Genomic DNA, 22172 nt, shown 5'->3' with positions numbered 1-22172 from the left:
GGTCGAACCAGACCGGGAACGCCCCGCACGTCAGGCCCGTCGCGGCCGGTACCAGCGCCACCGGCGGGGTCCGGCGGCTCGCCCGTACGGTCAGACAGACCGCGCCGAGCCCCACCGGCCACAGCAGATACTGCGGGCTGATGACCCGGCTGGTGACGGTGGTCAGCAGCACCCCGGTGAACGCCGCATCGCACCACACCGCGGGCCGGGGCGCGGACCGGACCCCGCTCCGCAGCCGCCAGAGCAGCACCCAGCCGAGGGCCGCGCCCGTCCACAGCGCCCGCGCCCGGCCTCCCGCCCCCGGCGCGTCCCGGGCCGAAGCCGCCCCGGTCCCGCCCCGGTCCCGCCCCGGGACCGACCCGGTACTGTCGGCGGGAGGCGAGGCCACCGGGTCGCGCCCGCCGAGCCGAGCCGACGCCGAGAGAGCAGCGTGCACAAGACCCTCATCGTCACCAACGACTTCCCGCCGCGCCCCGGTGGCATCCAGGCGTTCCTGCACAACATGGCGCAGCGCCTGGACCCCACCCAGGTCGTCGTGTACGCCTCCACCTGGAAGCGCGGCGCCGAGGGCCGCGAGGCCACCGCCGCCTTCGACGCCGAGCAGGAGTTTCCGGTCGTCCGCGACCGTACGACGATGCTGCTGCCCACCCCGGTCGTCACCCGCCGCGCCACCGCGCTGCTGCGCGAGCACGGCTGTACGTCGGTGTGGTTCGGGGCCGCGGCGCCGCTCGGGCTGATGGCGCCCGCGCTGCGCGCCGCCGGGGCGCGCCGGATCGTCGCCACCACCCACGGCCACGAGGCCGGCTGGGCGCAGCTGCCCGCCGCCCGGCAGCTGCTGCGCCGTATCGGTGAGGGCACCGACACCCTCACCTACCTCGGCGAGTACACCCGCCGCCGGATCGCCGCGGCGCTCACCCCCGAGGCCGCCGCCCGGATGGTCCCACTCCCGCCCGGCGTCGACGAGAAGACCTTCCACCCCGGCTCCGGCGGCGACGAGATCCGCGCCCGCCTCGGCCTCACCGACCGGCCCGTCGTCGTCTGCGTCTCCCGGCTGGTGCCGCGCAAGGGACAGGACACCCTCATCGAGGCGATGCCCGCGATCACCGCCGCGGTGCCGGACGCCGTCCTGCTGATCGTCGGCGGCGGCCCGTACGAGAAGGAGCTGCGGGCGCTGGCGGAGCGCACCGGCGTGGCGGAGTCGGTGCGGTTCACCGGCGCGGTGCCGTGGGAGGAGCTGCCCGCCCACCACGGCGCGGGCGATGTCTTCGCGATGCCGTGCCGCACCCGCCGCGGCGGCCTCGACGTCGAGGGCCTGGGCATCGTCTACCTGGAGGCGTCCGCCACCGGACTGCCCGTCGTGGCCGGTGACTCCGGCGGCGCGCCGGACGCGGTGCTGGACGGCGAGACCGGCTGGGTGGTGCCCGGCGGCTCCCCGCAGGCCACCGCCGAACGCGTCGTCGCGCTGCTGGACGATCCGGAGCTGCGCCGCCGGATGGGTGAGCGGGGCCGCGCCTGGGTCGAGGAGAAGTGGCGCTGGGACCTGCTCGCCGAACGGCTGAAGGAACTGCTCTGAGCCCGGGGGCCGGCCGCATCCCCCGGCGGGACGCGGCTGCCCCCGGACACGCCGACGGGGCGCGCCCGATGGGCCGCGCCCCGTACGCCCTTCGCGCCGACTCCCGCGTCAGCCGCGGTAGAGGGCCTCGATCTCCTCGGCGAAGTCCTTCGCCACCACGTTCCGCTTGAGCTTCAGCGACGGCGTGACATGCCCGGAGTCCTCGGTCAGCTGGGTCGGCAGGATGCGGAACTTCCGGACCGACTCGGCCTTCGAGACCGCGGCGTTGCCGTCGTCGACGGCGCGCTGCACGGCCGCCAGCAGCTCCGGGTCCTCGGCCAGCGACACCGCGGTGGAGTCCGCGGGACGGCCGTGCTCGGCGGCCCAGCGCGGCAGGAACTCCTCGTCGAGGGTGAGCAGCGCGCCGATGAACGGACGGCCGTCGCCGACGACCATGCACTCCGCGATCAGCGCGTGCGCCCGGATCCGGTCCTCGATCACGGCGGGCGCGACGTTCTTGCCGCCCGCCGTCACCAGGATCTCCTTCTTCCGCCCGGTGATGGTGAGGTACCCGTCCTCGTCGAGGGTGCCGAGGTCGCCGGTGTGAAACCAGCCGTCGGAGAGCGCCTCCGCGGTGGCCGTCTCGTTGTTCCAGTACTCCGTGAACAGGTGCTCGCCGTGGAGCAGCACCTCGCCGTCGTCGGCGATCCGCACCACCGAGCCGGGCAGCGGCTGGCCGACGGTGCCGATCTTCTGCCGGTCCCAGGGGTTGAACGCGGTCGCCGCACAGGACTCCGTCAGGCCGTACCCCTCCAGGGCGGTGAAGCCGATGCCGCGGTAGAAGTGGCCCAGCCGCTCGCCGAGCGGGGCGCCGCCGGAGATGGCGTGCGTGGCGCGGCCGCCGAGGACGGCGCGGAGCTTGCCGTAGACCAGCTTGTCGAAGAGCTTGTGGCGCAGCCGAAGGCCGAACTTCGGGCCCGCCGCGGTGTCCAGCGCCTGGCTGTAGGCGATGGCGGTGTCCGCCGCCCGGTCGAAGATCTTGCCCTTGCCGTCGGCCTGCGCGGTGGCGCGCGCCCCGTTGTAGACCTTCTCGAAGACCCGGGGCACGCCCAGGATCAGCGTCGGCCGGAACGAGGCGAGATCGTCGGTGAGGTGCTTGATGTCCGGCGCGTGCCCCAGCTTGATCGGCGCCATCACACAGGCGATCTGCACGAGACGGCCCAGGACGTGCGCGACCGGCAGGAAGAGCAGCACCGACGACTCACCGGTGCGGAAGAGCGGCCGCAGCCGCTCGACGACGTTGCCGACCTCGGCGAAGAAGCTGCGGTGGGTGAGCACACAGCCCTTGGGGCGGCCGGTGGTGCCGGAGGTGTAGACGATCGTGGCGGGCGAGTCGGCGTCCGCGAGGGCGCTGCGCTCGTCCACCTCCTCGTCGGTCAGGGCGGCGCCCGCGGCCGACAGCCGGGCGACGGCGTCCCGTTCGATCTGCCAGATGTGGGCCAGCGCGGGCAGCCGGTCGCGTACGGAGGCGACGGCCGTCTCGTGCGCGGGCGTCTCCACCAGGCAGGCCACCGCGCCGGAGTCGCCGAGGATCCACTGGATCTGCTCGGCGGAGCTGGTCTCGTACACCGGCACGGTGATAGCCCCGGCGCTCCAGATGGCGAAGTCCAGCAGCGTCCACTCGTAGCGGGTGCGCGACATCAGGCCGATGCGGTCGCCGGGCTGGATACCGGAGGCCATCAGGCCCTTGGCGACGGCGCGGACCTCGGCCAGGAACGCGGTGGCCGTGACGTCCTGCCACGCGCCGTCGACCTTCCGTCCCACGACCGCGACATCCGGGTGCTGCGCGGCGTTGCGGCGGATGAGATCCGTCAGATTGCCGTCCGAAGGGACCTCGTACAGAGCCGGAAGGCTGAACTCGCGCAAGACTGCTGCTCCTCATTGGCGCCGGTGCCACGACGCTGTGTGCTGCACCGGTTCGGTCCATGACTGGCAGGGGGACTGGACTGCCCGGACGTTACCCACCGGTATTGCTTTGGGGTAGGGGTCACGGCCAGATGTTCGATGCGTCACATGTCAAGGGGGCGCCGTGGAACGTACGGCCTCACCTGCGAGGGGCAGGCCGTCAACGCAGAGTAGACCAGCGTTTCGGTGACCGGAAAGTAACCGGAAGGACGGCGCCCTCCCGGTCGGTGGCCCCCGCGTCCTAGGCTTCGGGGCATGCGACTGCACGTGGTCAGTGACGTACACGGCAACAGCCGGGACCTCGCCCGCGCCGGGGAGGGCGCCGACGCCCTCGTCTGCCTCGGCGACCTCGTGCTCTTCCTCGACTACGCCGACCACGCGCGCGGCATCTTCCCCGCACTCTTCGGCGCCGACAACGCCCGCCGCCTCATCGAGCTGCGCACCGCCCGCCGCTTCGACGAGGCACGCGCCCTCGGCCGCCGCCTGTGGGGCGAGCTGGACGCCGCCGGGGAGCCGCGCGAATCCGTCATCGAGGCCGCCGTCCGCGGCCAGTACGCCGAACTCTTCGCCGCCCTGCCCACCCCCACCTACGCCACCTTCGGCAACGTCGACATCCCCCGGCTCTGGCCGGAGTACGCCCGCGAGGGCACCACCGTCCTCGACGGCCAGCGGGTCGAGATGGGCGGCCGCGTCTTCGGCTTCGTCGGCGGCGGCCTGCCGTCCCCGATGCGCACCCCGTACGAGATCGGCTACGAGGAGTACGCCGCCAAGATCGAGGCGGTCGGCGAGGTCGACGTGCTCTGCACCCACATCCCGCCGGACGTCCCCGAGCTCTGCTACGACACCGTCGCCCGCCGCTTCGAGCGCGGCAGCGCCGCCCTGCTCGACGCCATCCGCCGCACCCGCCCGCGCTACTCCCTCTTCGGCCACGTCCACCAGCCGCTCGCCCGCCGGATGCGCATCGGCGCCACCGAGTGCGTCAACGTCGGCCATTTCCGCGCGACCGGCAGGCCGTACGTCCTGGAGTGGTGAGGCAGCGGGCCCGCGCCGACCCGGCCCGCTGGTGTCCGGCGGCGCCGCACCGCGCGGTAGCCTTCAGCAGCAGAGACACCGGGTTCGACGCGAGCCGGAGGCCGGGCGGTACCGGCGCAATCGGCATGGAGGAGTCACGGCGATGGCCGAACACACCAGCTCTAGCATCACGATCGCGGCGCCGCCCGCCGAGGTGATGGGAGTGATCGCCGACTTCGACCGTTACCCGCAGTGGACCGGTGAGGTCAAGGAGGCCGAGGTGCTGGCCAAGGACGACCACGGCCGCGCCGCGCAGGTCCGGCTGCTGCTCGACGCCGGTGCCATCAAGGACGATCACACCCTCGCCTACACCTGGACCGGTGACGACGAGGTCAGCTGGTCGCTGGTCAAGTCCCAGATGCTGCGCGCCCTCGACGGCTCCTACCGCCTCGTCCCGGTCGGCGGCGGCGCGGCCACCGAGGTCACCTACCAGCTCACCGTCGACGTCAAGATCCCGATGCTCGGCATGATCAAGCGCAAGGCCGAGAAGGTCATCATCGACCGTGCGCTCGCGGGCCTGAAGAAGCGCGTGGAGTCCGGCCCGCAGGGCCCCGCCGACGCGGCGGAGACCCGCTGACCGTGCGGACCGTCCTCGTCACGGGCGCGGGCGGCACCGGCCGCACCACCCTCGCCGCGGCCACCGCGCTGGCCGCGGCCCGGCAGGGCGCGCGGGTGCTGCTGCTCACCGGCCAGACCAGCGCCCCGCAGACCGTTCTCGGCACCCCGCTGTCCACCACGGCCACCGAGATCGCCCCCGGACTGCACGCCCGCCGCATCGACCCCGGCGACCGCTTCCGCACCGAATTCCTCGCCTTCCAGGACCGCGCGGGCGTCGCCCTCGACCTGCTCGGCGCCACCCCGCTCGACGCCGACGAACTCACCGAACTCCCCGGCGCCGAATCCTTCGCGCTGCTGCACGCACTGCGCGCCGCACACGCCTCGGAGGCATGGGACACCGTCGTCGTCGACGCGCCGCCCGCCGACGAAACGATCCATCTGCTGGCGCTCCCCGCCCAGGTCCGCCGCTATCTGCGACGGCTGCTGCCCGCCGAACGCCAGGCGGCCCGCGCCCTGCGCCCGGTCCTCGCCCAGCTCGCCGGCGTCCCGATGCCCGCCCAGAAGCTGTACGAGGCCGCCGAGGGCTGGGAGCGCGAACTCGCCGCCGTCCAGGCCGTGATCGACGCACCGGGCACCACCGTCCGGCTCGTCACCGACGCCGGACCCGTCGCCGCCGGGACGCTGCGTGCCGCCCGCGCCGGGCTCGCGCTGCACGGCCGCCGCACCGACGCGGTCCTCGTCAACCGGCTGCTGCCGACCGGCTCCGCCGACCCGTTCCTCGCCGCGCTCTCCGCCGCCCAGCAGGACGCGCTGAAGACGCTCCGCGAGGAGGCGGCGGGCGTCCCGGTCCATCAGGTCGCCCACCTCGGCCGCGATCCGCAGGGCCTCGACGCGCTCGCCGCCCTCCTCGACGCGGATGCCGCCCGCATCGGCGCCGCCCCGGACGCCGCACCGCGCGCCGCCGACCCCTGGACCGTCGAGGACCGGCTCGCCGACGACGGGCTGCTGGTGTGGCGGGTGCCGCTGCCCGGCGCCGCCCGCGAGGGTCTGGGGCTGGTGCGCCGCGGCGACGAGATCGTCGTCACCGTCGGCCGCCACCGCCGGATACGGACCCTGCCCTCGGCGCTGCGCCGCTGCACCGTCACCGGCGCCGGACTGCGCGAGGGCGTGCTGCAGATCCGCTTCACCCCGGACCCCGCGCTGTGGCCCGAGGGAAGCTGATCCGCGTACCCCCGTTCGGGTACCGTCAAAGGTGAGTCCCGTCCCGGCCGCCGGGCGCCCCGGCGCGCCGCGGCCACCCGCCGCAGGAGTCCACGGAGCCCGTCATGAGTGATGCCACCGAACGTCCGGCCGAGCCGTCGGCCGCTCCCGACGCCGACGCCTGGGAGACGGCCTGCGCCGAGGACCTCGCCGCCGAGAAGGAGCGCCGCCGCGCCGAAAAGGGCGTCCCGCCGGGCAGCGCCGCCGATGAACTGCGCAAGCTCGCCGACGCGGTGACCGACAAGCTCGCCGGGATCCAGCTGCCCGGCGCGCTCGGCGGCGCCGCCGCGTCCACCGCCGTCAGCAGCCTGTTCCGCCAGGCCAAGGCCGCCGTCGAGCCGGTCGTCGAGCGCCACCCCGACGTCTTCGACCACCTCGCCGCCGCCGGTTCCGAGCTGCTCGCCGCCTACCGCTCCGCCGTCGAGCACGGCGAGGCCCGCTGGACCCGCAGGGAGACCGGCGACCACCCGAAGCCCGCCGGACGTCCCGACGACCCCCGCGACGACGACGGCCCGGCCGGCACCGAGCGGATCGATCTCGACTAACGGCCTGGGGAGCGAGGCCCTCGGCGTCGCGAGGACCACCCTGGACGCCACTCTCGCCCTCTCCCGCTCCGGTACGGTGGATCACGGCGGGGTTCGAGAGACAACTGAGGGACACATGGGACTCACCATCGGCGTCGACATCGGCGGCACGAAGATCGCGGCCGGTGTGGTCGACGAAGAGGGCGCGATCCTGGACACCTGCACGGTGCCGACCCCGCCGACCGCCGACGCGCTGACCGACGCCATCGCCGACGCGGTCCGCTCCGTGGGCGCCGCCCACCACGTGGAAGCCGTCGGCATCGGCGCGGCCGGATACGTCGACGAGAAGCGGGCCACCGTCCTGTTCGCGCCGAACATCGACTGGCGTCACGAACCGCTCAAGGACAAGGTCGAACAGCGCGTCGGCCTGCCCGTCGTGGTCGAGAACGACGCCAACGCCGCGGCCTGGGGCGAGTACCGCTTCGGCGCCGGGGCGGGCCACAGCGACGTCATCTGCATCACGCTCGGCACGGGCCTGGGCGGCGGCATCATCATCGGCAACAAGCTGCGCCGCGGCCGCTTCGGCGTCGCCGCCGAGTTCGGCCACATCCGGGTCGTCCCGGACGGTCTGCTGTGCGGCTGCGGCAGCCAGGGCTGCTGGGAGCAGTACGCCTCCGGCCGCGCCCTGCTCCGCTACGCCCGGCAGCGCGCCTCCGCCACCCCCAAGGACGCCACGGTCCTGCTGGGCCTGGGCGACGGCACCCCCGAGGGCATCGAGGGGCGGCATGTCAGCGAGGCCGCGCGCCACGGTGATCCGGTCGCCGTCGACTCCTTCCGCGAGTTGGCCCGCTGGGCCGGTGCGGGCCTGGCCGACCTCGCCTCGCTCTTCGACCCGTCCGCCTTCATCGTCGGCGGCGGCGTCTCCGACGAGGGCGAGCTGGTCCTCGACCCGATCCGCAAGTCGTTCCGCCGCTGGCTGGTCGGCAGCCAGTGGCGGCCGCACGCCCAGGTCCTCGCCGCCCAACTCGGCGGCAAGGCCGGGCTGGTCGGCGCCGCCGACCTCGCCCGCCAGGGCTGATCCGCCGCCCGCCGCGTCCCGGACGCGGCGGGCGCCGCCGTATCCGGGCCCCGTCGCCGGCACAAGGAGCCGCCGTGATGTCCGCGCTTCCCGCATCCCGTACCGCGCCGGACGGTTCGGCCGTCGTGCGGGTGCTCAGCTACAACGTCCGCTCGCTGCGTGACGACGAGGCGGCGCTGGCCCGGGTGATCCGCGCCTGCGCGCCCGATCTCGTCCTGATCCAGGAGGCGCCGCGGTTCTTCCGCTGGCGCAAGGCCGCCGAACGGCTGGCCCGGGCGAGCGGTCTGACGCATGTCACCGGCGGCGCCACCACCACCGGCCCGATGATCCTCGCCGCGCTCCGCGTCCACGTCGAGCGCACCGCCGACGTCCTGCTGCCCCGCACCCCGGGCCTGCACCGGCGCAGCTTCGCCACCGCCGTCGTCCGCGTCGGCGGCGCCCGGTTCGGCGTCCTCAGCTGCCATCTCAGCCTCGCCGCCGACGAGCGGTACGCGCAGGCCGGACGGCTGCTGGCGGAGCTGGCGGCGCTGGATGTGCGGTACGCGGTGGCCGGCGGGGACCTCAACGACCGCCCCGACGGCCGGAGTTTCCGGCGGCTGTCCGGTGCGCTCACCGACGCGTGGGCGGCGCACCCCTGGGGCGGGGAGTTCACCTCCACCCCGCGCGAGCCGCACCAGCGCATCGACGCGCTCTTCACCACCGACGGCATCGAGGTGCTGGGCTGTGGCGTCCCGCACGGGCTGCCCGGTGTGCACGCCGCGGATCTGACGGCCGCCACCGACCATCTGCCGGTGCTCGCGGCGCTGCGGATCCCGGCGGACGCGCCGTAGGCGGCCTCAGACCACCGCGCCGCTGCCGGGCGTCGGCCCGTCGTCGTCCTCGTCGTCGCCCTTCATCCGGGCGATCAGCGTCGCGAAGCCGCCGAGGAAACCGCCGATGCCCAGGACCGTGATCCACCACGTCACCGGCTGCTGGAACAGCACCATCAGAACCAGCAGCAGCGGGCCGCCGAGCACCGCGATCCAGGCGAACTTCGTCGTGACGTCGGCCTGCGGCAGCGGGGGCGGCTCGGGCGGGGTGAAGTGACCCTCGTCGTCCTCGTCGGATTCATCGAAATCAGCCTCGGACGGTTCGGCGGAGCTCCAGTCGCGTGGGCCGACGCCCGGCGCGTACACCACGAAGCTGCCGGGGGAGCCGGAGCCGGGCGCCGCGGGGCCGGAGGGCGCCTTCGGCACGTCGTCCGTGGCCTCCTTCCCGGGCCCGCCGTCCGCCCCGGTGGCGGTCTCCGCGTCGGACGCCTTCGTACGGGGGCCCGGCCGCTCGTCGTCGGTCCTGGTCTCGCCGGGATCCGTGGTCTCGGCCCGTACCTCCCGGCGGGCGTCGTCCCACGCCGGTTCCTCGCCGTAACCCGCGACGATCTGGGCCCAGGCGGCCTCTTCGTCCAGCGGATCCTGGGGATCGCGAGGGCTACGCTCCGCCACGGGCCGTCGTCCCCTCGTCCGCCGGGTCGGTCAGCGCGCCCGGGGCCAGCCGCTCGATGAAGGCGGCGGTGTCGCGGAAGATCTGCTCGGCGTCGTGGTCGAGCGTGGCGACGTGGTAGCTGCGCTCCAACAGCGTCCGGTCCATGTCCGTGGACGACACCCGGGCCAGGATCCGCTCCGAGTCGACGGGCGGGACGACATGGTCCTGCGGGCTGGTCATCACCAGCAACGGCTGGGTGACCTGCGGGAGTTCGGTGTCCACCAGCCGGAAGAACTGCCGCACGGAGTGCGCCGCGTGCAGCGGTACGCGGTCGTAGCCGACCTCCTCCGCGCCGGGCTTGGCGATGTCGCTCGCCAGCCCCTTCGTCGTCGGGACGAGGTGCCGCAGCACGGGCAGCAGCGCGGCCACCGCGTCGTGCACCTTGTTGGCGGGGTTGACCACCACGACCCCGCTGATCGCGTCGCCGTGCCGGGCGGCGAGCCGCAGCGCCAGCGCGCCGCCCATCGACAGCCCGCAGACGAAGACCTTCGCGCACCGCTCGGACAGTGCCCGCAGCTCGCGGTCGACCTCCGCGTACCAGTCCTGCCACGTCGTGACCGCCATGTCCTGCCAGCGGGTGCCGTGGCCGGGCAGCAGCGGCAGCGCGACGGTCGCCCCGCGGTCGGCGAGATACTCGGCCCAGGGGCGTACGGACTGGGGGGAGCCGGTGAAGCCGTGACACACGAGGACGCCGACCTCTCCGCCGTCACGGCGGAACGGTTCGGCTCCGGGAAGGAGCGGCACCGGGGAACTCCGATCGATGGGGGTATGGCTCGTCACCTGCAGCGTACGCGGAGTGACGCCGGTCGGGTAAGGGCGATCCCGCGATCCCGGGGTGGCCCGGGGAGTGCCGTGCCCCGGACGGCGGGCCGGACGCGACGAGCCGGGGCCCGGGCCGGGTTAAGGTCTTTGCGTCACACACAGGAGGCAGTCGGTTGATCTACGGCGCAATGAAGTTCTCCCTCGGCGGTTCGCTCAAGCTGGCGTTCCGTCCCTGGGTGGAAGGCATCGAGAACGTTCCCACCGAGGGGCCGGCGATCCTCGCGAGCAACCACCTGTCCTTCTCGGACTCCTTCTTCCTGCCCGCGGTCCTCGACCGCAAGGTCACCTTCATCGCGAAGGCCGAGTACTTCACCTCGCCCGGTGTGAAGGGGAAGCTGACCGCCGCGTTCTTCAAGGGCGTGGGCCAGCTGCCCGTCGACCGCTCGGGGGCGCGCGGTGCGGGCGAGGCGGCCATCAAGAGCGGCATCGAGGTGCTGGAGCGCGGTGAGCTGTTCGGCATCTACCCGGAGGGCACCCGCTCGCCCGACGGCCGCCTCTACCGCGGCAAGCCGGGCGGTCTGGCCCGCGTCGCGCTGGCCACCGGCGCACCGGTCATCCCCGTCGCGATGATCGACACCGAGAAGGTGCAGCCGCCCGGCAAGATCGTGCCGAAGATGATCCGGCCCGGCATCCGCATCGGCAAGCCGCTGGACTTCACGCGCTACCAGGGCATGGAGGGCGACCGCTTCATCCTGCGCTCGGTCACCGACGAGGTGATGTACGAGATCATGAAGCTCTCCGGCCAGGAGTACGTCGACATCTACGCGACGGCCGCCAAGCGGCAGATCGCAGACGAGAAGAAGAAGGCCGAGGGCGAGGCGAAGAAGGCCGAGGGCCCCGGCAAGGGCAAGGGGCACGGCACGGACGGACCGGGTAAGGCCGAGGCCGGGGCGTAGGCGCGCCCGGCGAGGGGTGGGGGCCGGGGATGGCGGACACCGACAGCAGGACGGAAGTGGGCGGGGAGGCGACGGGCACGGCGCCCGTCGCGCCACGGCCGGGGCTGCGTATGTCCGTGGAGCTGCCGCTGTGGCGGGCGCTCACCGGCTACCGCGTCCTGACGCTGATCTACACGTGCTGCCTGGTCGCCTCGCAGTACGAGAAGTACGTGCATCCGCTCGGCGCGGTCGGCTACATGGCGGCGCTCGCCGTCTGGACCGCGCTGACCTGGCGCCACACCACCTCGGCGGAGCGCTGCACCCGCCGCTTCCTGGTCGGCGATCTCAGCTTCGCGGTGGGCGGCATCCTGCTGACCATGGTCGTCGAGTCCCATGAGCGGATCATGGGCGGCGCGGCCACGCTGCCGTCGATCTGCACCGCGGGCTCCGTCCTCGCCTTCGCGATCAAGGGCGGCTGGCGGTGGGCGATGCTCGGGTCCAGCACGGTGGCCGTCGCCAACCTCGTCGAACGCGAGGCGCTGGCCGGGAACACCATCCACAACGTCGTCCTGGTCTGGGTGGCGAGCGTGGCGATCGGCTATGTCGTCGAGGTGGCCCGCGACAGTGAGCGCACCCTCGCCCGCGCGCTGCAGATCGAGGCGGCGACCCGGGAGCGGGAGCGGCTGGCCCGCGACATCCACGACAGCGTCCTCCAGGTCCTCGCGATGGTGCAGCGCCGTGGCGCCGCGATCGGCGGGGAGGCGGCGGAGCTGGGCCGGATGGCCGGTGAACAGGAGGTCGCGCTGCGGACGTTGGTGGCCGGCGGCCTGGTGCCGCCGCCCCGCGCGGGCGGACCGGCACCCGCCGCCGCACCGCCGGTGCCCGATGACGTGGCGGGCGGCCGGTGCGATGTGCGGGCGCTGCTCGCCCCGTACGCCGGGAGCGGGGTGACGTTCTCCGAGCCGGGCGCCGCCGTGGAGCTTCCGGCGCACGCCGCCGGGGAGCTGGCCGCCGCGGTCGGCGCCGCGCTGGACAACGTACGGGTGCACGCCGGGGAGGACGCCCGCGCGTGGGTGCTGCTGGAGGACGAGCCGGAGGCGGTCGTGGTGACGGTCCGGGACGACGGGCCGGGCATCCCCGAGGGGCGGCTCGACGACGCCGAGCGGGAGGGCCGTCTCGGGGTCGTCCTGTCGATCCGCGGGCGGCTGCGGGACCTGGGCGGCAGCGCCGAGTGGCTGTCGGTCCCCGGGCAGGGCACCGAAGTGGAGTTGACCGTACCCAAGGGCGCACCGCCCGAGGGCCGACGCGGGGGACGGCGCGCGCATGAGTGACCAGGACGGAACGGGGCCGGTGGGCGGTCCCGGCGACGGGATACAGGTGATGGTGGTCGACGACCACCCGATGTGGCGGGACGCCGTCGCCCGGGACCTGGCGGCCGCCGGGTGCGAGGTGGTGGCCACCGCGGGCGACGGCCCGCAGGCGGTCCGCCGGGCCCGCGCCGTCGTGCCCCAGGTGCTCGTCCTCGACCTCAACCTGCCCGGAATGCCCGGCGCGCAGGTCTGCAAGGAGGTCGTCAGCTCGCACCCCGGCGTGCGGGTCCTCGTGCTGTCGGCCAGCGGGGAGCACGCCGATGTGCTGGAGGCGGTGAAGTCCGGCGCGACCGGCTATCTGCTGAAGTCGGCGAGCACCGAGGAGCTGCTGGACGCGGTGCGCCGCACCGCCGCCGGGGAGCCGGTCTTCACGCCGGGGCTGGCCGGGCTGGTCCTCGGCGAGTACCGGCGGCTCGCGACGGAACCGGCGCCCGCCACCCCGGACGAGCCGGGCGCCCCGAGCCTGACCGACCGGGAGACCGAGGTGCTGCGGCTGGTCGCCAAGGGCCTCTCGTACAAGCAGATCGCCGAGCGGCTGGTCATCTCGCACCGCACGGTGCAAAACCACGTCCAGAACACCCTGGGCAAGCTTCAGCTGCACAACCGCGTCGAGCTGGTCCGGTACGCCATCGAGCGCGGGCTCGACGACGCGTGACGGCGGGGCGCGGCCCGCGGGCCGCGTCATCGCCGCGCCTCCGTCCCGCCCGTACGGGTGATCGTCGGGCGCCAACTCGCCCTCGGCGCAGCGGAGTCGGCCGTGCCCCATCCCGGAGTGACCCGTATCACGTCTAGCGTGGCCGCATCGGTGCACGCAGGGCCGCACGCGGCCCTCTGACGGGATGTAGGTGAAGGCGATGCGGGTCGGAGTGCTGACCGGCGGTGGCGACTGCCCCGGTCTGAACGCGGTGATCAGGGCCGTCGTCCGCAAGGGCACCCAGGAGTACGGACACACCTTCGCGGGCTTCCGCGACGGCTGGCGCGGGCCGTTGCGGGGCGACGTCCGCCCGCTGGACATCGCCGCGGTCCGCGGCATCCTGCCCCGCGGTGGCACGGTCCTCGGTTCGTCGCGGACCAACCCGTTCCAGGAGGAGGACGGCGTCCGCCGGATCAAGGAGACGCTGGCCAAGGAGGAGGTCGAGGCGCTGATCGCGATCGGCGGGGAGGACACCCTCGGTGTCGCCGCGCGGCTCTGGGAGGAGCACGGCATCCCCTGCGTCGGCGTCCCGAAGACCATCGACAACGACCTCTCGGCCACCGACTACACCTTCGGCTTCGACACCGCCGTCGGCGTCGCCACCGAGGCCATCGACCGGCTGCACACCACCGCCGAATCCCATATGCGGGTCCTGGTCGTCGAGGTGATGGGCCGCCACGCCGGATGGATCGCGCTCCACTCCGGGCTGGCCGGCGGCGCCAACGTCATCCTCATCCCGGAGCAGCGCTTCGACGTCGAGCAGGTCTGCGCCTGGATCGAGTCCCGCTTCCGGGTCCGCTACGCGCCGATCGTCGTCGTCGCGGAGGGGGCGATGCCCCAGGACGGCCAGATGGTGCTGAAGGACGGCAGTACCGACGCGTTCGGGCACGTCCGGCTCTCCGGGGTGGGGGAGTGGCTGGCCAAGGAGATCGAGGCGCGGACCGGCAAGGAGGCGCGGACCACGGTCCTCGGCCACACCCAGCGCGGCGGCACGCCCAGCGCCTTCGACCGCTGGCTGGCCACCCGCTTCGGGCTGCACGCCGTCGATGCGGTGCACGCCCGCGACTTCGGCTCGATGGTGGCGCTGCGCGGTACGGACATCGTGCGGGTGCCGCTGGCCGAGGCGACGGCGCAGCTGAAGACGGTCGATCCGGCGCTGTACGCGGAGGCGGGGGTGTTCTTCGGCTGACGGCGTGGGGGCGGGCGGTCGCGCTTCGGGGGCGCGCGCCGACGCCCGGTGCGCCCCGTCCCGCGTCGCTCCACCGGGCCCCGAACGCCCGCGCCGCAGCGGTGCCCGGTACCTCGCCCCGTATATTCGGCCCGGCGGACAAAAGCCGCGAAACGGCCGGGTGTGAGGCGAGGAGGAGAGCGGTATGGAGATCGTCGCGTTCGGGGTGCAGACCGATGAACGGCCGCTGATGGAGCGGGCGTTCGCCGACCGGCACCAGATCCGCTGCCTGGACGTCAACCTCGACCGCGACACCGCACCCATCGCCCACGGCTACGAGATCGTCACCACCGACGTCAACTCCGAGCTGTCCGCCGAGGTCCTCCAGACCCTCTTCGTGGGCGGTACGAAGCTGATCGCCCAGCGCGCCACCGGCTACAACAACATCGATCTCCAGGCCGCCGCCGACCTCGGTATGACCGTCGGCCGGGTCGCCGCCTACTCGCCCTACGCTGTCGCCGAGTTCGCCTGGGCGCTCGCCCTCGCCGTCGACCGCCGGGTGATCCGCGCAGCCCAGCGCACCCGCCTCTTCGACTTCCGCCTCGACGGGCTGATGGGCCGCGACCTGCGGGGACGTACCGTCGGTGTGGTCGGCACCGGCCGGATCGGCGAGGCGTTCACCCGTATTGCGCACGGCTTCGGCATGCGCCTGCTGGGCTGGGACCTCGTCGAGAACCCGGCCTGCTGCGACCTCGGGATGCGCTACGTCGACCGTGACCATCTCTTCGCCGAGTCCGACCTGATCACCTTGCACGTCCCGCTGACCGACACCACCCGCCGCCTCGTCGACGCCGCCGCGCTGGCCGCCATGAAGGACGACGTCCTGCTGGTCAACACCAGCCGCGGCGGACTCGTCGACACCGCCGCCCTCGTCGAAACCCTCAAGTCCGGCCGTCTCTCCGGCGTCGCCCTCGACGTCTACGAGGAGGAGGCCGGGATGTTCTTCCACGACCGTTCCCTCGACGTCGTCCGCGATGACGTCCTGGCCCGTCTGATGACCTTCGGCAACGTCCTCGTCACCTCGCACCAGGCGTACTTCACCGCCGACGCGGTCGGCCAGATCATCGACGCCACCCTCACCAACGTCGAGGACTATCTGGCCGGCCGCGGCGGCGCGAACCTCCTCGTCACACCAGGACGGCCGCCAGCAGCTGAGCGGTGAGCCGCGCCCCGTCCAGCGTCAGCACCGACTCCGGGTGGAACTGCACCCCGGCGAACCCCGGCCCGCGCAGCGCATGCACCTCGCCGCTCACCTCGTCCCTGCTCAACTCCACGCGGTGCATGGCCAGTTCGGCGGCGGTGACGTCGTCGCAGCGGGCGGTGAAGGTGTTGTAGAAGCCGACGGTCTCCGGCCGCCCGAAGAAGTCGATCCGCTCCTGCGCCCCCTGGAACGGCACCTCCTTGCGGACGATCTCCAGCCCCAGCTCCGCCGCCAGCAGCTCATGGCCGAGACAGACCCCGAGGACCGGCCGGTCCGCCTCCCGGCCGCTCACCAGCTCGGCGGTGAGCGACCGCAGGAACCGCATCTTCGGGTCGGCGGCGTCGGACGGATCGCCCGGCCCGGGGCCCAGGACCACCGGCCCCCGGTGCGCCCGCACCGCCTCGCGCAGCCCCGGTTCATCGAACCGGCGCACCGTCACCTCAAGGCCCGACGTCCGCAGCAGATGCGCCAGCATCGCGGTGAAGGTGTCCTCCGCGTCCACGACCAGCGCATGGCCGCGCAGCGCGGCGGTCGGCTCGCCGGACCGCATCCGCAGCCAGAACGGCGCCAGGTCCGCCCGCCGCGCGTCCAGCGCCGCCCGCACCCGCGGATCGTCCGCCAGCTGCGGCACCGCACCGCCCGCCGCCGGACGCTCCGGCGCCGGGCGCACCCCCAGCGCGGTGAGCACGCCCGCCGCCTTCGCATGCGTCTCGGCGACCTCACCGTACGGGTCCGACGCCCGCACCAGCGTCGCCCCGACCGGCACCCGCAGCCGCCCGCCCGCGTCGATGTCGGCGGTACGGATGAGGATCGGTGAGTCCAGCGTCTGCGCCCCGGACGCGTCCCGGCCCAGCAGCGCCAGCGCGCCCGCGTAGTAGCCGCGCCCCCGGCCGTCGGCGGCGCGCGGCTCGTGGCGCTCGATGACCCGGCAGGCGTTCTGCACCGGCGAGCCGGTGACGGTCGCCGCGAACATCGTCTCCTTCAGCACCTCCCGCACATCCAGCGAGGTCCGGCCGCGCAGCTCGTACTCGGTGTGCGCCAGGTGCGCCATCTCCCGCAGCCGCGGCCCGACGACCACACCGCCGCCGTCGCCGACGGTGCACATCATCTTCAGCTCCTCGTCGACGACCATCGACAGCTCCTCCACCTCCTTGCGGTCGCCCAGGAACGCCAGCAGCCCCTCGGCGGTGGGGCCGCCCGCCGGGTAGCGGTAGGTGCCGCTGATCGGATTCATCACGACGGTGCCGCCGCCCGGGACGTCCGGCCGCGCCCCGGTCATCCGCACATGCACCTCCGGGCTGGCACCGACCAGCGTCCGTACCCCGGGGCGGTGCACGACATACGTCCAGTACGCGCCGCGCTCCCCGGCCAGCAGCCGCCGGAACAGCGCCAGGGCGTCGGCGGCGCCGAACCCGTTGATCGCGCCCTCGAAGGTGCGCCGGATCACGAAGTTGGCGCCCGCGCCGCTGCCGATCTCGTCCCGCACCACCCGCCCGACGATCTCGGCGTACGCGTCGTCGGCCACGTCGAACGCCCCGTCGCGCACCGCCACGTCGTGCGCCGGGAGCGCGTCCAGCACGGCGTCCAGGGGCAGTTCGTACGCCGTGTGCGGGCGCAGTACGGCGAGCGGGGTGCCGTCGTCGTGGGCGGTGAAGCCGCGCTCGCGGATCTGCCGGAACGGGACCAGCGCCAGCGCCTCGGTGACCGGTGCGCCGGGGGCGTCCGGCCTGTCACCGAGCGGGATGTCGGCCAGCTGCTCGACCTCGGTGACCTCGCCGATCAGCACCTCGACCGACGAGCCGTCGCGCCCCGGCGACCTGCGGCGCAGCAGCGCGAACGGCGGGCAGCCGGGGGCGAGCAGCCGCCGCACCAGGGCGGCGGCGTCGTGCGGTGCGGGGGAGGGGTCGGGGTGGTGCATGCCGGGTTCCTTCCGGGAGGGAGGAACGGCCGGTGGAGACACCGAAGGCCGCCCCTCGGGCGGCCTTCGCGAAGTTCGAGTGAGTACGCGCGTATCAGCGGGCCGCCGGATGAGCGGTCCACCACCAGTTCGTGACATGCGGCGCGTACATGCCGGGCACCCTACCGGACCCGGCCGGGACCCGGTGGCGCCGTCCGCCCTCCGGACGGTCCGGAGCCGGACGGGAACCGGTACGGAGCCGGTACCCGGGGCGGCCCGGGGTGCCCGGATACCGGGTGCGGTCCGTCTCATACTCCGGGCGGCGCCCGATCGCCCTCCGCGGACCCCGTAATGTGGACGGTGTGACCGTGAACGCTGAAACCCACGCCGGTGGCAACACCTGGCGAGACCTGCCCGCGGCGCAGCAGCCCGACTGGCCGGACCACGAGGCTCTGCGCGATGTGATCGCGGAGCTCGAGTCCTATCCGCCGCTCGTCTTCGCGGGCGAGTGCGACCAGCTGCGCGAGCGCCTGGCAGCGGTCGCCCGCGGTGAGGCGTTTCTGCTGCAGGGCGGCGACTGCGCGGAGGCGTTCGACGCCGTCTCCGCCGAGCACATCCGCAACAAGCTCAAGACGCTTCTCCAGATGGGCGCCGTCCTGACCTACGCCGGGTCCGTCCCGGTGGTCAAGGTCGGCCGGATCGCCGGCCAGTACAGCAAGCCGCGCTCCAAGCCCACCGAGACCCGCGACGGCGTGACGCTGCCGACCTACCGCGGCGACTCCGTCAACGGCTTCGAGTTCACCGAGGCGGCCCGGATCCCGGACCCCGAGCGGCTGAAGCGGATGTACCACGCCTCCGCGGCGACGCTGAACCTCGTCCGCGCCTTCACCACCGGCGGTTACGCCGACCTGCGCCAGGTGCACGCCTGGAACCAGGACTTCGTGAAGTCGTCGCCCTCCGGCCAGCGCTACGAGGCGCTCGCCCGCGAGATCGACCGCGCGATGAACTTCATGAACGCCTGCGGGGTCGACCCGGAGGAGTTCCGCACCGTCGAGTTCTTCTCCTCGCACGAGGCGCTCATCCTCGACTACGAGTCGGCGCTCACCCGCACCGACTCGCGCACCGGCCAGCTGTACGACGTCTCGGGCCACATGGTCTGGCTCGGCGAGCGCACCCGCCAGCTCGATCACGCGCACGTCGAGTTCGCCTCGCGCATCCGTAACCCCGTCGGCGTGAAGCTCGGCCCGAACACCACGGCCGAGGACGCGCTGGCGCTCATCGAGCGGATCGACCCGGACCGCGAGCCGGGCCGGCTGACCTTCATCACGCGGATGGGCGCGGACAAGGTCCGCGACCGCCTTCCCGAGCTGGTCGAGAAGGTCACCGCCTCCGGTGCGCAGGTCGCGTGGATCTGTGACCCGATGCACGGCAACACCTTCGAGGCGGCATCGGGCCACAAGACCCGCCGCTTCGACGACGTGCTCGACGAGGTCAAGGGCTTCTTCGAGGTCCACAAGTCGCTGGGCACCCACCCGGGCGGCATCCACGTCGAGCTGACCGGCGACGACGTCACGGAGTGCGTGGGCGGCGGCGACGAGATCTTCGTCGACGATCTGCACCAGCGCTACGAGACCGCCTGCGACCCGCGGCTCAACCGCAGCCAGTCGCTGGACCTGGCCTTCCTGGTCGCGGAGATGTACCGCGATCAGTGAGTCCGTCCGTCGCGACGGCATGCGACACACCTGTGGGGCGCGGATCTGTGATCCGCGCCCCACAGCATTGTGCCCCTCCGGCGTTGTGTGGCACCTTCGACGACAGGTAAGGTAAGGGTTACCTCACTGACGATCAACGGGATCGACGAGGCCGACTTTCGCGGAGGTGGACCGGGTGTACGTGTGCTCCTGCTTCGGCATCACCGAACAGCAGGTCCGCGAGCATGCGGACACCGGCGCCTGCACGCCCCGCCAGATCGCCTCCGCCTGCAAGGCGGGTACCGACTGCGGCGGCTGTGTGCGCCGCATCCAGGCGCTGCTGGGCCGTGGCGACTGCCCGCGCCGTGAGCTGATCGGCAAGGGCGCCGCCGAGCCGCTGGACGCCGGGATCCCGCCGGTTTCCGCCGAGGTCCCGCCGGTGGCGGCCGAGGTCCTGCCGGTGCCTCCGGAAGTCCCGTCGGCGGCCGAGGCGGCTCCGGCGCTGCTCCCGGTGGTGCAGGTGCCCCCGGCATACCGCGAAGCGGCCTGACCGCCTCGCGTCCGTACCGGACTCAGGTGCTGGGCTGCTCGATGACCTGGGCGATGTACAGCGCCTCGCCGAGCTTCTCCACCAGCTCCAACTGTGTGTCCAGATAGTCGATGTGGTGCTCCTCGTCGGCGAGGATGCTCTCGAAGATGTTGGCCGAGGTGATGTCGCTCTTGGCGCGCATCAGCTCGATCCCGCGCTTGAGGCGGTCGATCGCCTCGACCTCCACCTGCCGGTCCGCCTGGAACATCTCCGTCACCGTCTGACCGACACGGACATGGAACAGCCGCTGATAGTTCGGCAGTGCCTCCAGGAAGAGGATGCGGTCGGTGAGAATTTCCGCGTGCTTCATCTCGTCGAAGGATTCGGCACGGGTGTACTTCGCGAGCTTCGGCCAGCCGAAGTTCTCCTGCATCTTCGCGTGCAGGAAGTACTGATTGATCGCGGTCAGCTCGGCGGTCAGCTGCTCGTTGAGGAATTCGATGACCTCGGGGTCGCCCTGCATGGCAGCGGGCTCCTTCCGCACGGTTACGGGCAAGTGCGGCGCATCCTCGCATCGCCCGGAGCGTAACGTCCAGTAAGTGCACACTTACTGTAGATTGCCCGTTTCGTCTGGCGTGGGTCAGGGGCACCCCTTCCGGTCTGACACCATGGAGGCATGGGTCAGCCGGAAAGCCGCGAAGCGGAGCATCCTCAGCTGCCTCCCGGGCAGCGACTGCAGCGGGGCTGGCCCGTCACGCACTACGGCCCGGTGCCGAAGTTCCGCCCCGAACGCTGGGAGTTCCGCGCCTTCGGCGCCACCGCGGACGGCGAGAAACACTGCTGGACGCACGAGGAATTCGCCGCGCTGCCGTATACGACGGTCGTCGCCGATATGCACTGCGTAACGAAATTCAGCATGCTGGGCGCGGAATGGGGCGGCGTCCGCACGGCGACGATCCTCGAACTCGCGCCGCCCGCACCCGAGGCCACCCACGTGATGGTCTGGGCGGAATACGGATTCAGTTCGAACCTGCGCCTGGAGGATTTCGCGGCGGAGAACTGCCTCTTCGCCACCCACCGCTCCGGCGAACTCCTCACCGCCGAACACGGCTTCCCGCTCCGGCTGATCGTCCCGCACCTCTACGCCTGGAAGGGCCCCAAGTGGGTCCGCGGCATCGAGTACATGACAGCCGACCGCCGCGGCTTCTGGGAGGAGCGCGGCTACCACAACCTCGGCGACCCCTGGCGCGAACAGCGCTACTCCTACCAGGAGGAACCGGGGGACGGGCCGGAGCTGTGAGACGGGCGTGAGGCCGGGCGGCCGCGTGGCGCGTGGCCGGGCCGTCCGCGCGGGCCCGGGTGACCGCCGCCTCCGTGGCGCGTGGCCGCGCGACCGGCTCCCGTCTCAGCAGCCCGCGGTCGCCCGCAGCTCCTTCAGCCGGGTGACGTCCGCCGCATGTCCCTCCGGGCCGCCGGGCGTCTCGATCACCAGGGGCACGCCGTCCGTCGCGGGGTGCGTGAACAGCTCGGCGAACGGCTCCGCGCCGATGTGCCCGGCGCCGATGTTGGCGTGCCGGTCCTTGTGGGCGCCGACGACGTCCTTGGAGTCGTTGGCGTGGATCAGTCGCAGCCGGCCCTCGCCGGTGACCTCCACCAACGCGTCCAGCAGCGCCTTCATCCCGCCCGGCGCGGCCATGTCGTGGCCCGCGGCGAACGCATGGCAGGTGTCCAGGCAGACCCCGAGCTTCGGATGGCGCTCCAGCACCTCGAAGTACGGCCCGAGATCCTCGGCGAGCGCGCACAGCGACGCCCCCTGCCCGGCCGTCGGCTCCAGCAGCAGCCAGGGGTCGTCGTCGTGCACCAGTTCCGCCAGCAGCGGCCGCATCCACTCCCCGGCCTGCGCCAGCGCCTCGGCGCGCGGGCGCCCGCCGGTCGCCGAACCGGTGTGCACCACCACGCCGCGCGCCCCGATCTCCCGGCCGCGGCGCAGCGAGTGCCGCAGCGACGCCACCGACTTCTCGACGGTCGCCTCGGTGTGCGAACCGAAGTTGATCAGGTAGGGCGCGTGGACGTACGCCGGTATGCCCGCCTGCGCGCAACCGGCCCGGAACGCCTCGTCCTGTGCGGGGTTCCCCGCCGGTGTCGCCCAGCCGCGCGGGTTGGCGACGAAGACCTGGACCGCCTCACCGCCCATCGTGCGGGCATAGGGAAGACCGGTCTTGGCCAGGCCACCGGCGACCGGCACATGGCCGCCGACCGGATTACGGAGCCGGCCGCGCGCGGCGGCGTCTGCGGGGGAGGGATGACTGCTCACCCCACCAGGGTGCCAGGCCCCA

Annotated in this window: 22 protein-coding genes; 15 read left to right on the top strand and 7 right to left on the bottom strand. The window is 73.2% G+C overall.

The window, feature by feature from the left end:
• Positions 1-430 precede the first annotated feature (430 nt).
• Positions 431-1573 carry a glycosyltransferase family 4 protein gene (locus OG422_RS07685; protein WP_405741214.1) on the top strand — a complete coding sequence of 381 codons (1143 nt, stop codon included), beginning with the start codon at positions 431-433 and terminating at the stop codon, positions 1571-1573.
• Between the two features lie 108 nt (positions 1574-1681).
• Here the strand turns inward: OG422_RS07685 and OG422_RS07680 are convergent, their stop codons facing one another.
• A complete protein-coding gene (locus tag OG422_RS07680) occupies positions 1682-3478 on the bottom strand; it encodes an AMP-dependent synthetase/ligase (protein WP_405741211.1) in 1797 nt (598 codons plus the stop codon).
• Between the two features lie 294 nt (positions 3479-3772).
• Here OG422_RS07680 and OG422_RS07675 point away from each other — a divergent pair, with 294 nt between their 5' ends.
• The 6 genes from OG422_RS07675 to OG422_RS07650 all read left to right on the top strand — a co-directional run bounded on the left by OG422_RS07675 (position 3773) and on the right by OG422_RS07650 (position 8838).
• On the top strand, positions 3773-4549 hold the full coding sequence (locus OG422_RS07675; protein ID WP_143943087.1) for a metallophosphoesterase: 777 nt from the start codon (positions 3773-3775) through the stop codon (positions 4547-4549).
• A 142-nt stretch (positions 4550-4691) separates the two neighbouring features.
• Complete coding sequence (locus tag OG422_RS07670) at positions 4692-5165, top strand: SRPBCC family protein (RefSeq protein ID WP_143943086.1); 474 nt, start codon at positions 4692-4694, stop codon at positions 5163-5165.
• Between the two features lie 2 nt (positions 5166-5167).
• Positions 5168-6367, top strand: coding sequence for an ArsA family ATPase (locus OG422_RS07665; protein WP_405741207.1), 1200 nt, complete (start codon positions 5168-5170; stop codon positions 6365-6367).
• A gap of 104 nt (positions 6368-6471) precedes the next feature.
• On the top strand, positions 6472-6951 hold the full coding sequence (locus tag OG422_RS07660) for a DUF5304 domain-containing protein (RefSeq protein ID WP_143943084.1): 480 nt from the start codon (positions 6472-6474) through the stop codon (positions 6949-6951).
• 115 nt (positions 6952-7066) lie between these two features.
• Positions 7067-8008, top strand: a complete 942-nt coding sequence (locus OG422_RS07655; RefSeq protein ID WP_143943083.1) for an ROK family glucokinase — start codon at positions 7067-7069, stop codon at positions 8006-8008.
• A 77-nt stretch (positions 8009-8085) separates the two neighbouring features.
• Positions 8086-8838, top strand: coding sequence for an endonuclease/exonuclease/phosphatase family protein (locus OG422_RS07650; protein ID WP_405741203.1), 753 nt, complete (start codon positions 8086-8088; stop codon positions 8836-8838).
• Between the two features lie 6 nt (positions 8839-8844).
• Here the strand turns inward: OG422_RS07650 and OG422_RS07645 are convergent, their stop codons facing one another.
• Both OG422_RS07645 and OG422_RS07640 read right to left on the bottom strand, forming a co-directional pair.
• Positions 8845-9489 carry a hypothetical protein gene (locus tag OG422_RS07645; RefSeq protein ID WP_405741200.1) on the bottom strand — a complete coding sequence of 215 codons (645 nt, stop codon included), beginning with the start codon at positions 9487-9489 and terminating at the stop codon, positions 8845-8847.
• Positions 9476-10273, bottom strand: coding sequence for an alpha/beta hydrolase (locus tag OG422_RS07640; protein ID WP_405741197.1), 798 nt, complete (start codon positions 10271-10273; stop codon positions 9476-9478). The genes OG422_RS07645 and OG422_RS07640 overlap by 14 nt, the downstream gene beginning before the upstream one ends.
• 191 nt (positions 10274-10464) lie before the next feature.
• Between OG422_RS07640 and OG422_RS07635 the strand changes: the two genes are divergently transcribed.
• The 5 genes from OG422_RS07635 to OG422_RS07615 all read left to right on the top strand — a co-directional run bounded on the left by OG422_RS07635 (position 10465) and on the right by OG422_RS07615 (position 15680).
• Positions 10465-11247 carry a lysophospholipid acyltransferase family protein gene (locus tag OG422_RS07635; RefSeq protein ID WP_405741194.1) on the top strand — a complete coding sequence of 261 codons (783 nt, stop codon included), beginning with the start codon at positions 10465-10467 and terminating at the stop codon, positions 11245-11247.
• Positions 11248-11357: 110 nt separating this feature from the next.
• Positions 11358-12557, top strand: coding sequence for a MacS family sensor histidine kinase (gene macS / locus OG422_RS07630; protein WP_143942661.1), 1200 nt, complete (start codon positions 11358-11360; stop codon positions 12555-12557).
• Entirely contained in the window at positions 12550-13251 is a 702-nt protein-coding gene (locus tag OG422_RS07625) for a response regulator (RefSeq protein WP_405741191.1), read from the top strand. Before macS ends, OG422_RS07625 begins: the two co-directional genes overlap by 8 nt.
• Before the next feature lie 199 nt (positions 13252-13450).
• Entirely contained in the window at positions 13451-14479 is a 1029-nt protein-coding gene (locus OG422_RS07620) for a 6-phosphofructokinase (protein ID WP_143942657.1), read from the top strand.
• Between the two features lie 184 nt (positions 14480-14663).
• Positions 14664-15680 (top strand): 2-hydroxyacid dehydrogenase, encoded by a 1017-nt coding sequence (locus OG422_RS07615; RefSeq protein WP_405741187.1) that lies wholly within the window; start codon positions 14664-14666, stop codon positions 15678-15680.
• On the opposite strand, the gene OG422_RS07610 is transcribed toward OG422_RS07615, so the two are convergent.
• Positions 15646-17637 (bottom strand): anthranilate synthase family protein, encoded by a 1992-nt coding sequence (locus OG422_RS07610; RefSeq protein WP_405741185.1) that lies wholly within the window; start codon positions 17635-17637, stop codon positions 15646-15648. The two genes, OG422_RS07615 and OG422_RS07610, sit on opposite strands and share 35 nt — an antisense overlap.
• Positions 17638-17731: 94 nt before the next feature.
• Positions 17732-17788: a trp operon leader peptide gene (locus OG422_RS07605; RefSeq protein ID WP_384598785.1), complete on the bottom strand. Its 57-nt coding sequence runs from the start codon at positions 17786-17788 to the stop codon at positions 17732-17734.
• 190 nt (positions 17789-17978) lie between these two features.
• Between OG422_RS07605 and OG422_RS07600 the strand changes: the two genes are divergently transcribed.
• Together OG422_RS07600 and OG422_RS07595 are read left to right on the top strand one after the other, a co-directional pair.
• Entirely contained in the window at positions 17979-19328 is a 1350-nt protein-coding gene (locus OG422_RS07600) for a class II 3-deoxy-7-phosphoheptulonate synthase (protein ID WP_143942653.1), read from the top strand.
• A gap of 175 nt (positions 19329-19503) precedes the next feature.
• A complete protein-coding gene (locus OG422_RS07595; RefSeq protein ID WP_405747673.1) occupies positions 19504-19857 on the top strand; it encodes a bacterioferritin-associated ferredoxin in 354 nt (117 codons plus the stop codon).
• A gap of 22 nt (positions 19858-19879) precedes the next feature.
• On the opposite strand, the gene bfr is transcribed toward OG422_RS07595, so the two are convergent.
• Positions 19880-20359, bottom strand: coding sequence for a bacterioferritin (gene bfr / locus OG422_RS07590; RefSeq protein WP_143942652.1), 480 nt, complete (start codon positions 20357-20359; stop codon positions 19880-19882).
• 153 nt (positions 20360-20512) lie between these two features.
• Between bfr and OG422_RS07585 the strand changes: the two genes are divergently transcribed.
• Positions 20513-21136: a sulfite oxidase-like oxidoreductase gene (locus tag OG422_RS07585; protein ID WP_405741180.1), complete on the top strand. Its 624-nt coding sequence runs from the start codon at positions 20513-20515 to the stop codon at positions 21134-21136.
• A 105-nt stretch (positions 21137-21241) separates the two neighbouring features.
• Here OG422_RS07585 and OG422_RS07580 read toward each other — a convergent pair whose 3' ends face one another.
• A complete protein-coding gene (locus tag OG422_RS07580; protein ID WP_405741177.1) occupies positions 21242-22150 on the bottom strand; it encodes a deoxyribonuclease IV in 909 nt (302 codons plus the stop codon).
• Positions 22151-22172 lie beyond the last annotated feature (22 nt).

Origin of the sequence: Streptomyces sp. NBC_01525, assembly GCF_045040405.1 — a bacterium.
In the GTDB taxonomy this organism is placed as follows: domain Bacteria; phylum Actinomycetota; class Actinomycetes; order Streptomycetales; family Streptomycetaceae; genus Streptomyces; species Streptomyces benahoarensis.
The sequence above is the reverse complement of the archived record's forward strand: the minus strand, read 5'-3'. Positions and strand labels throughout refer to the sequence as shown.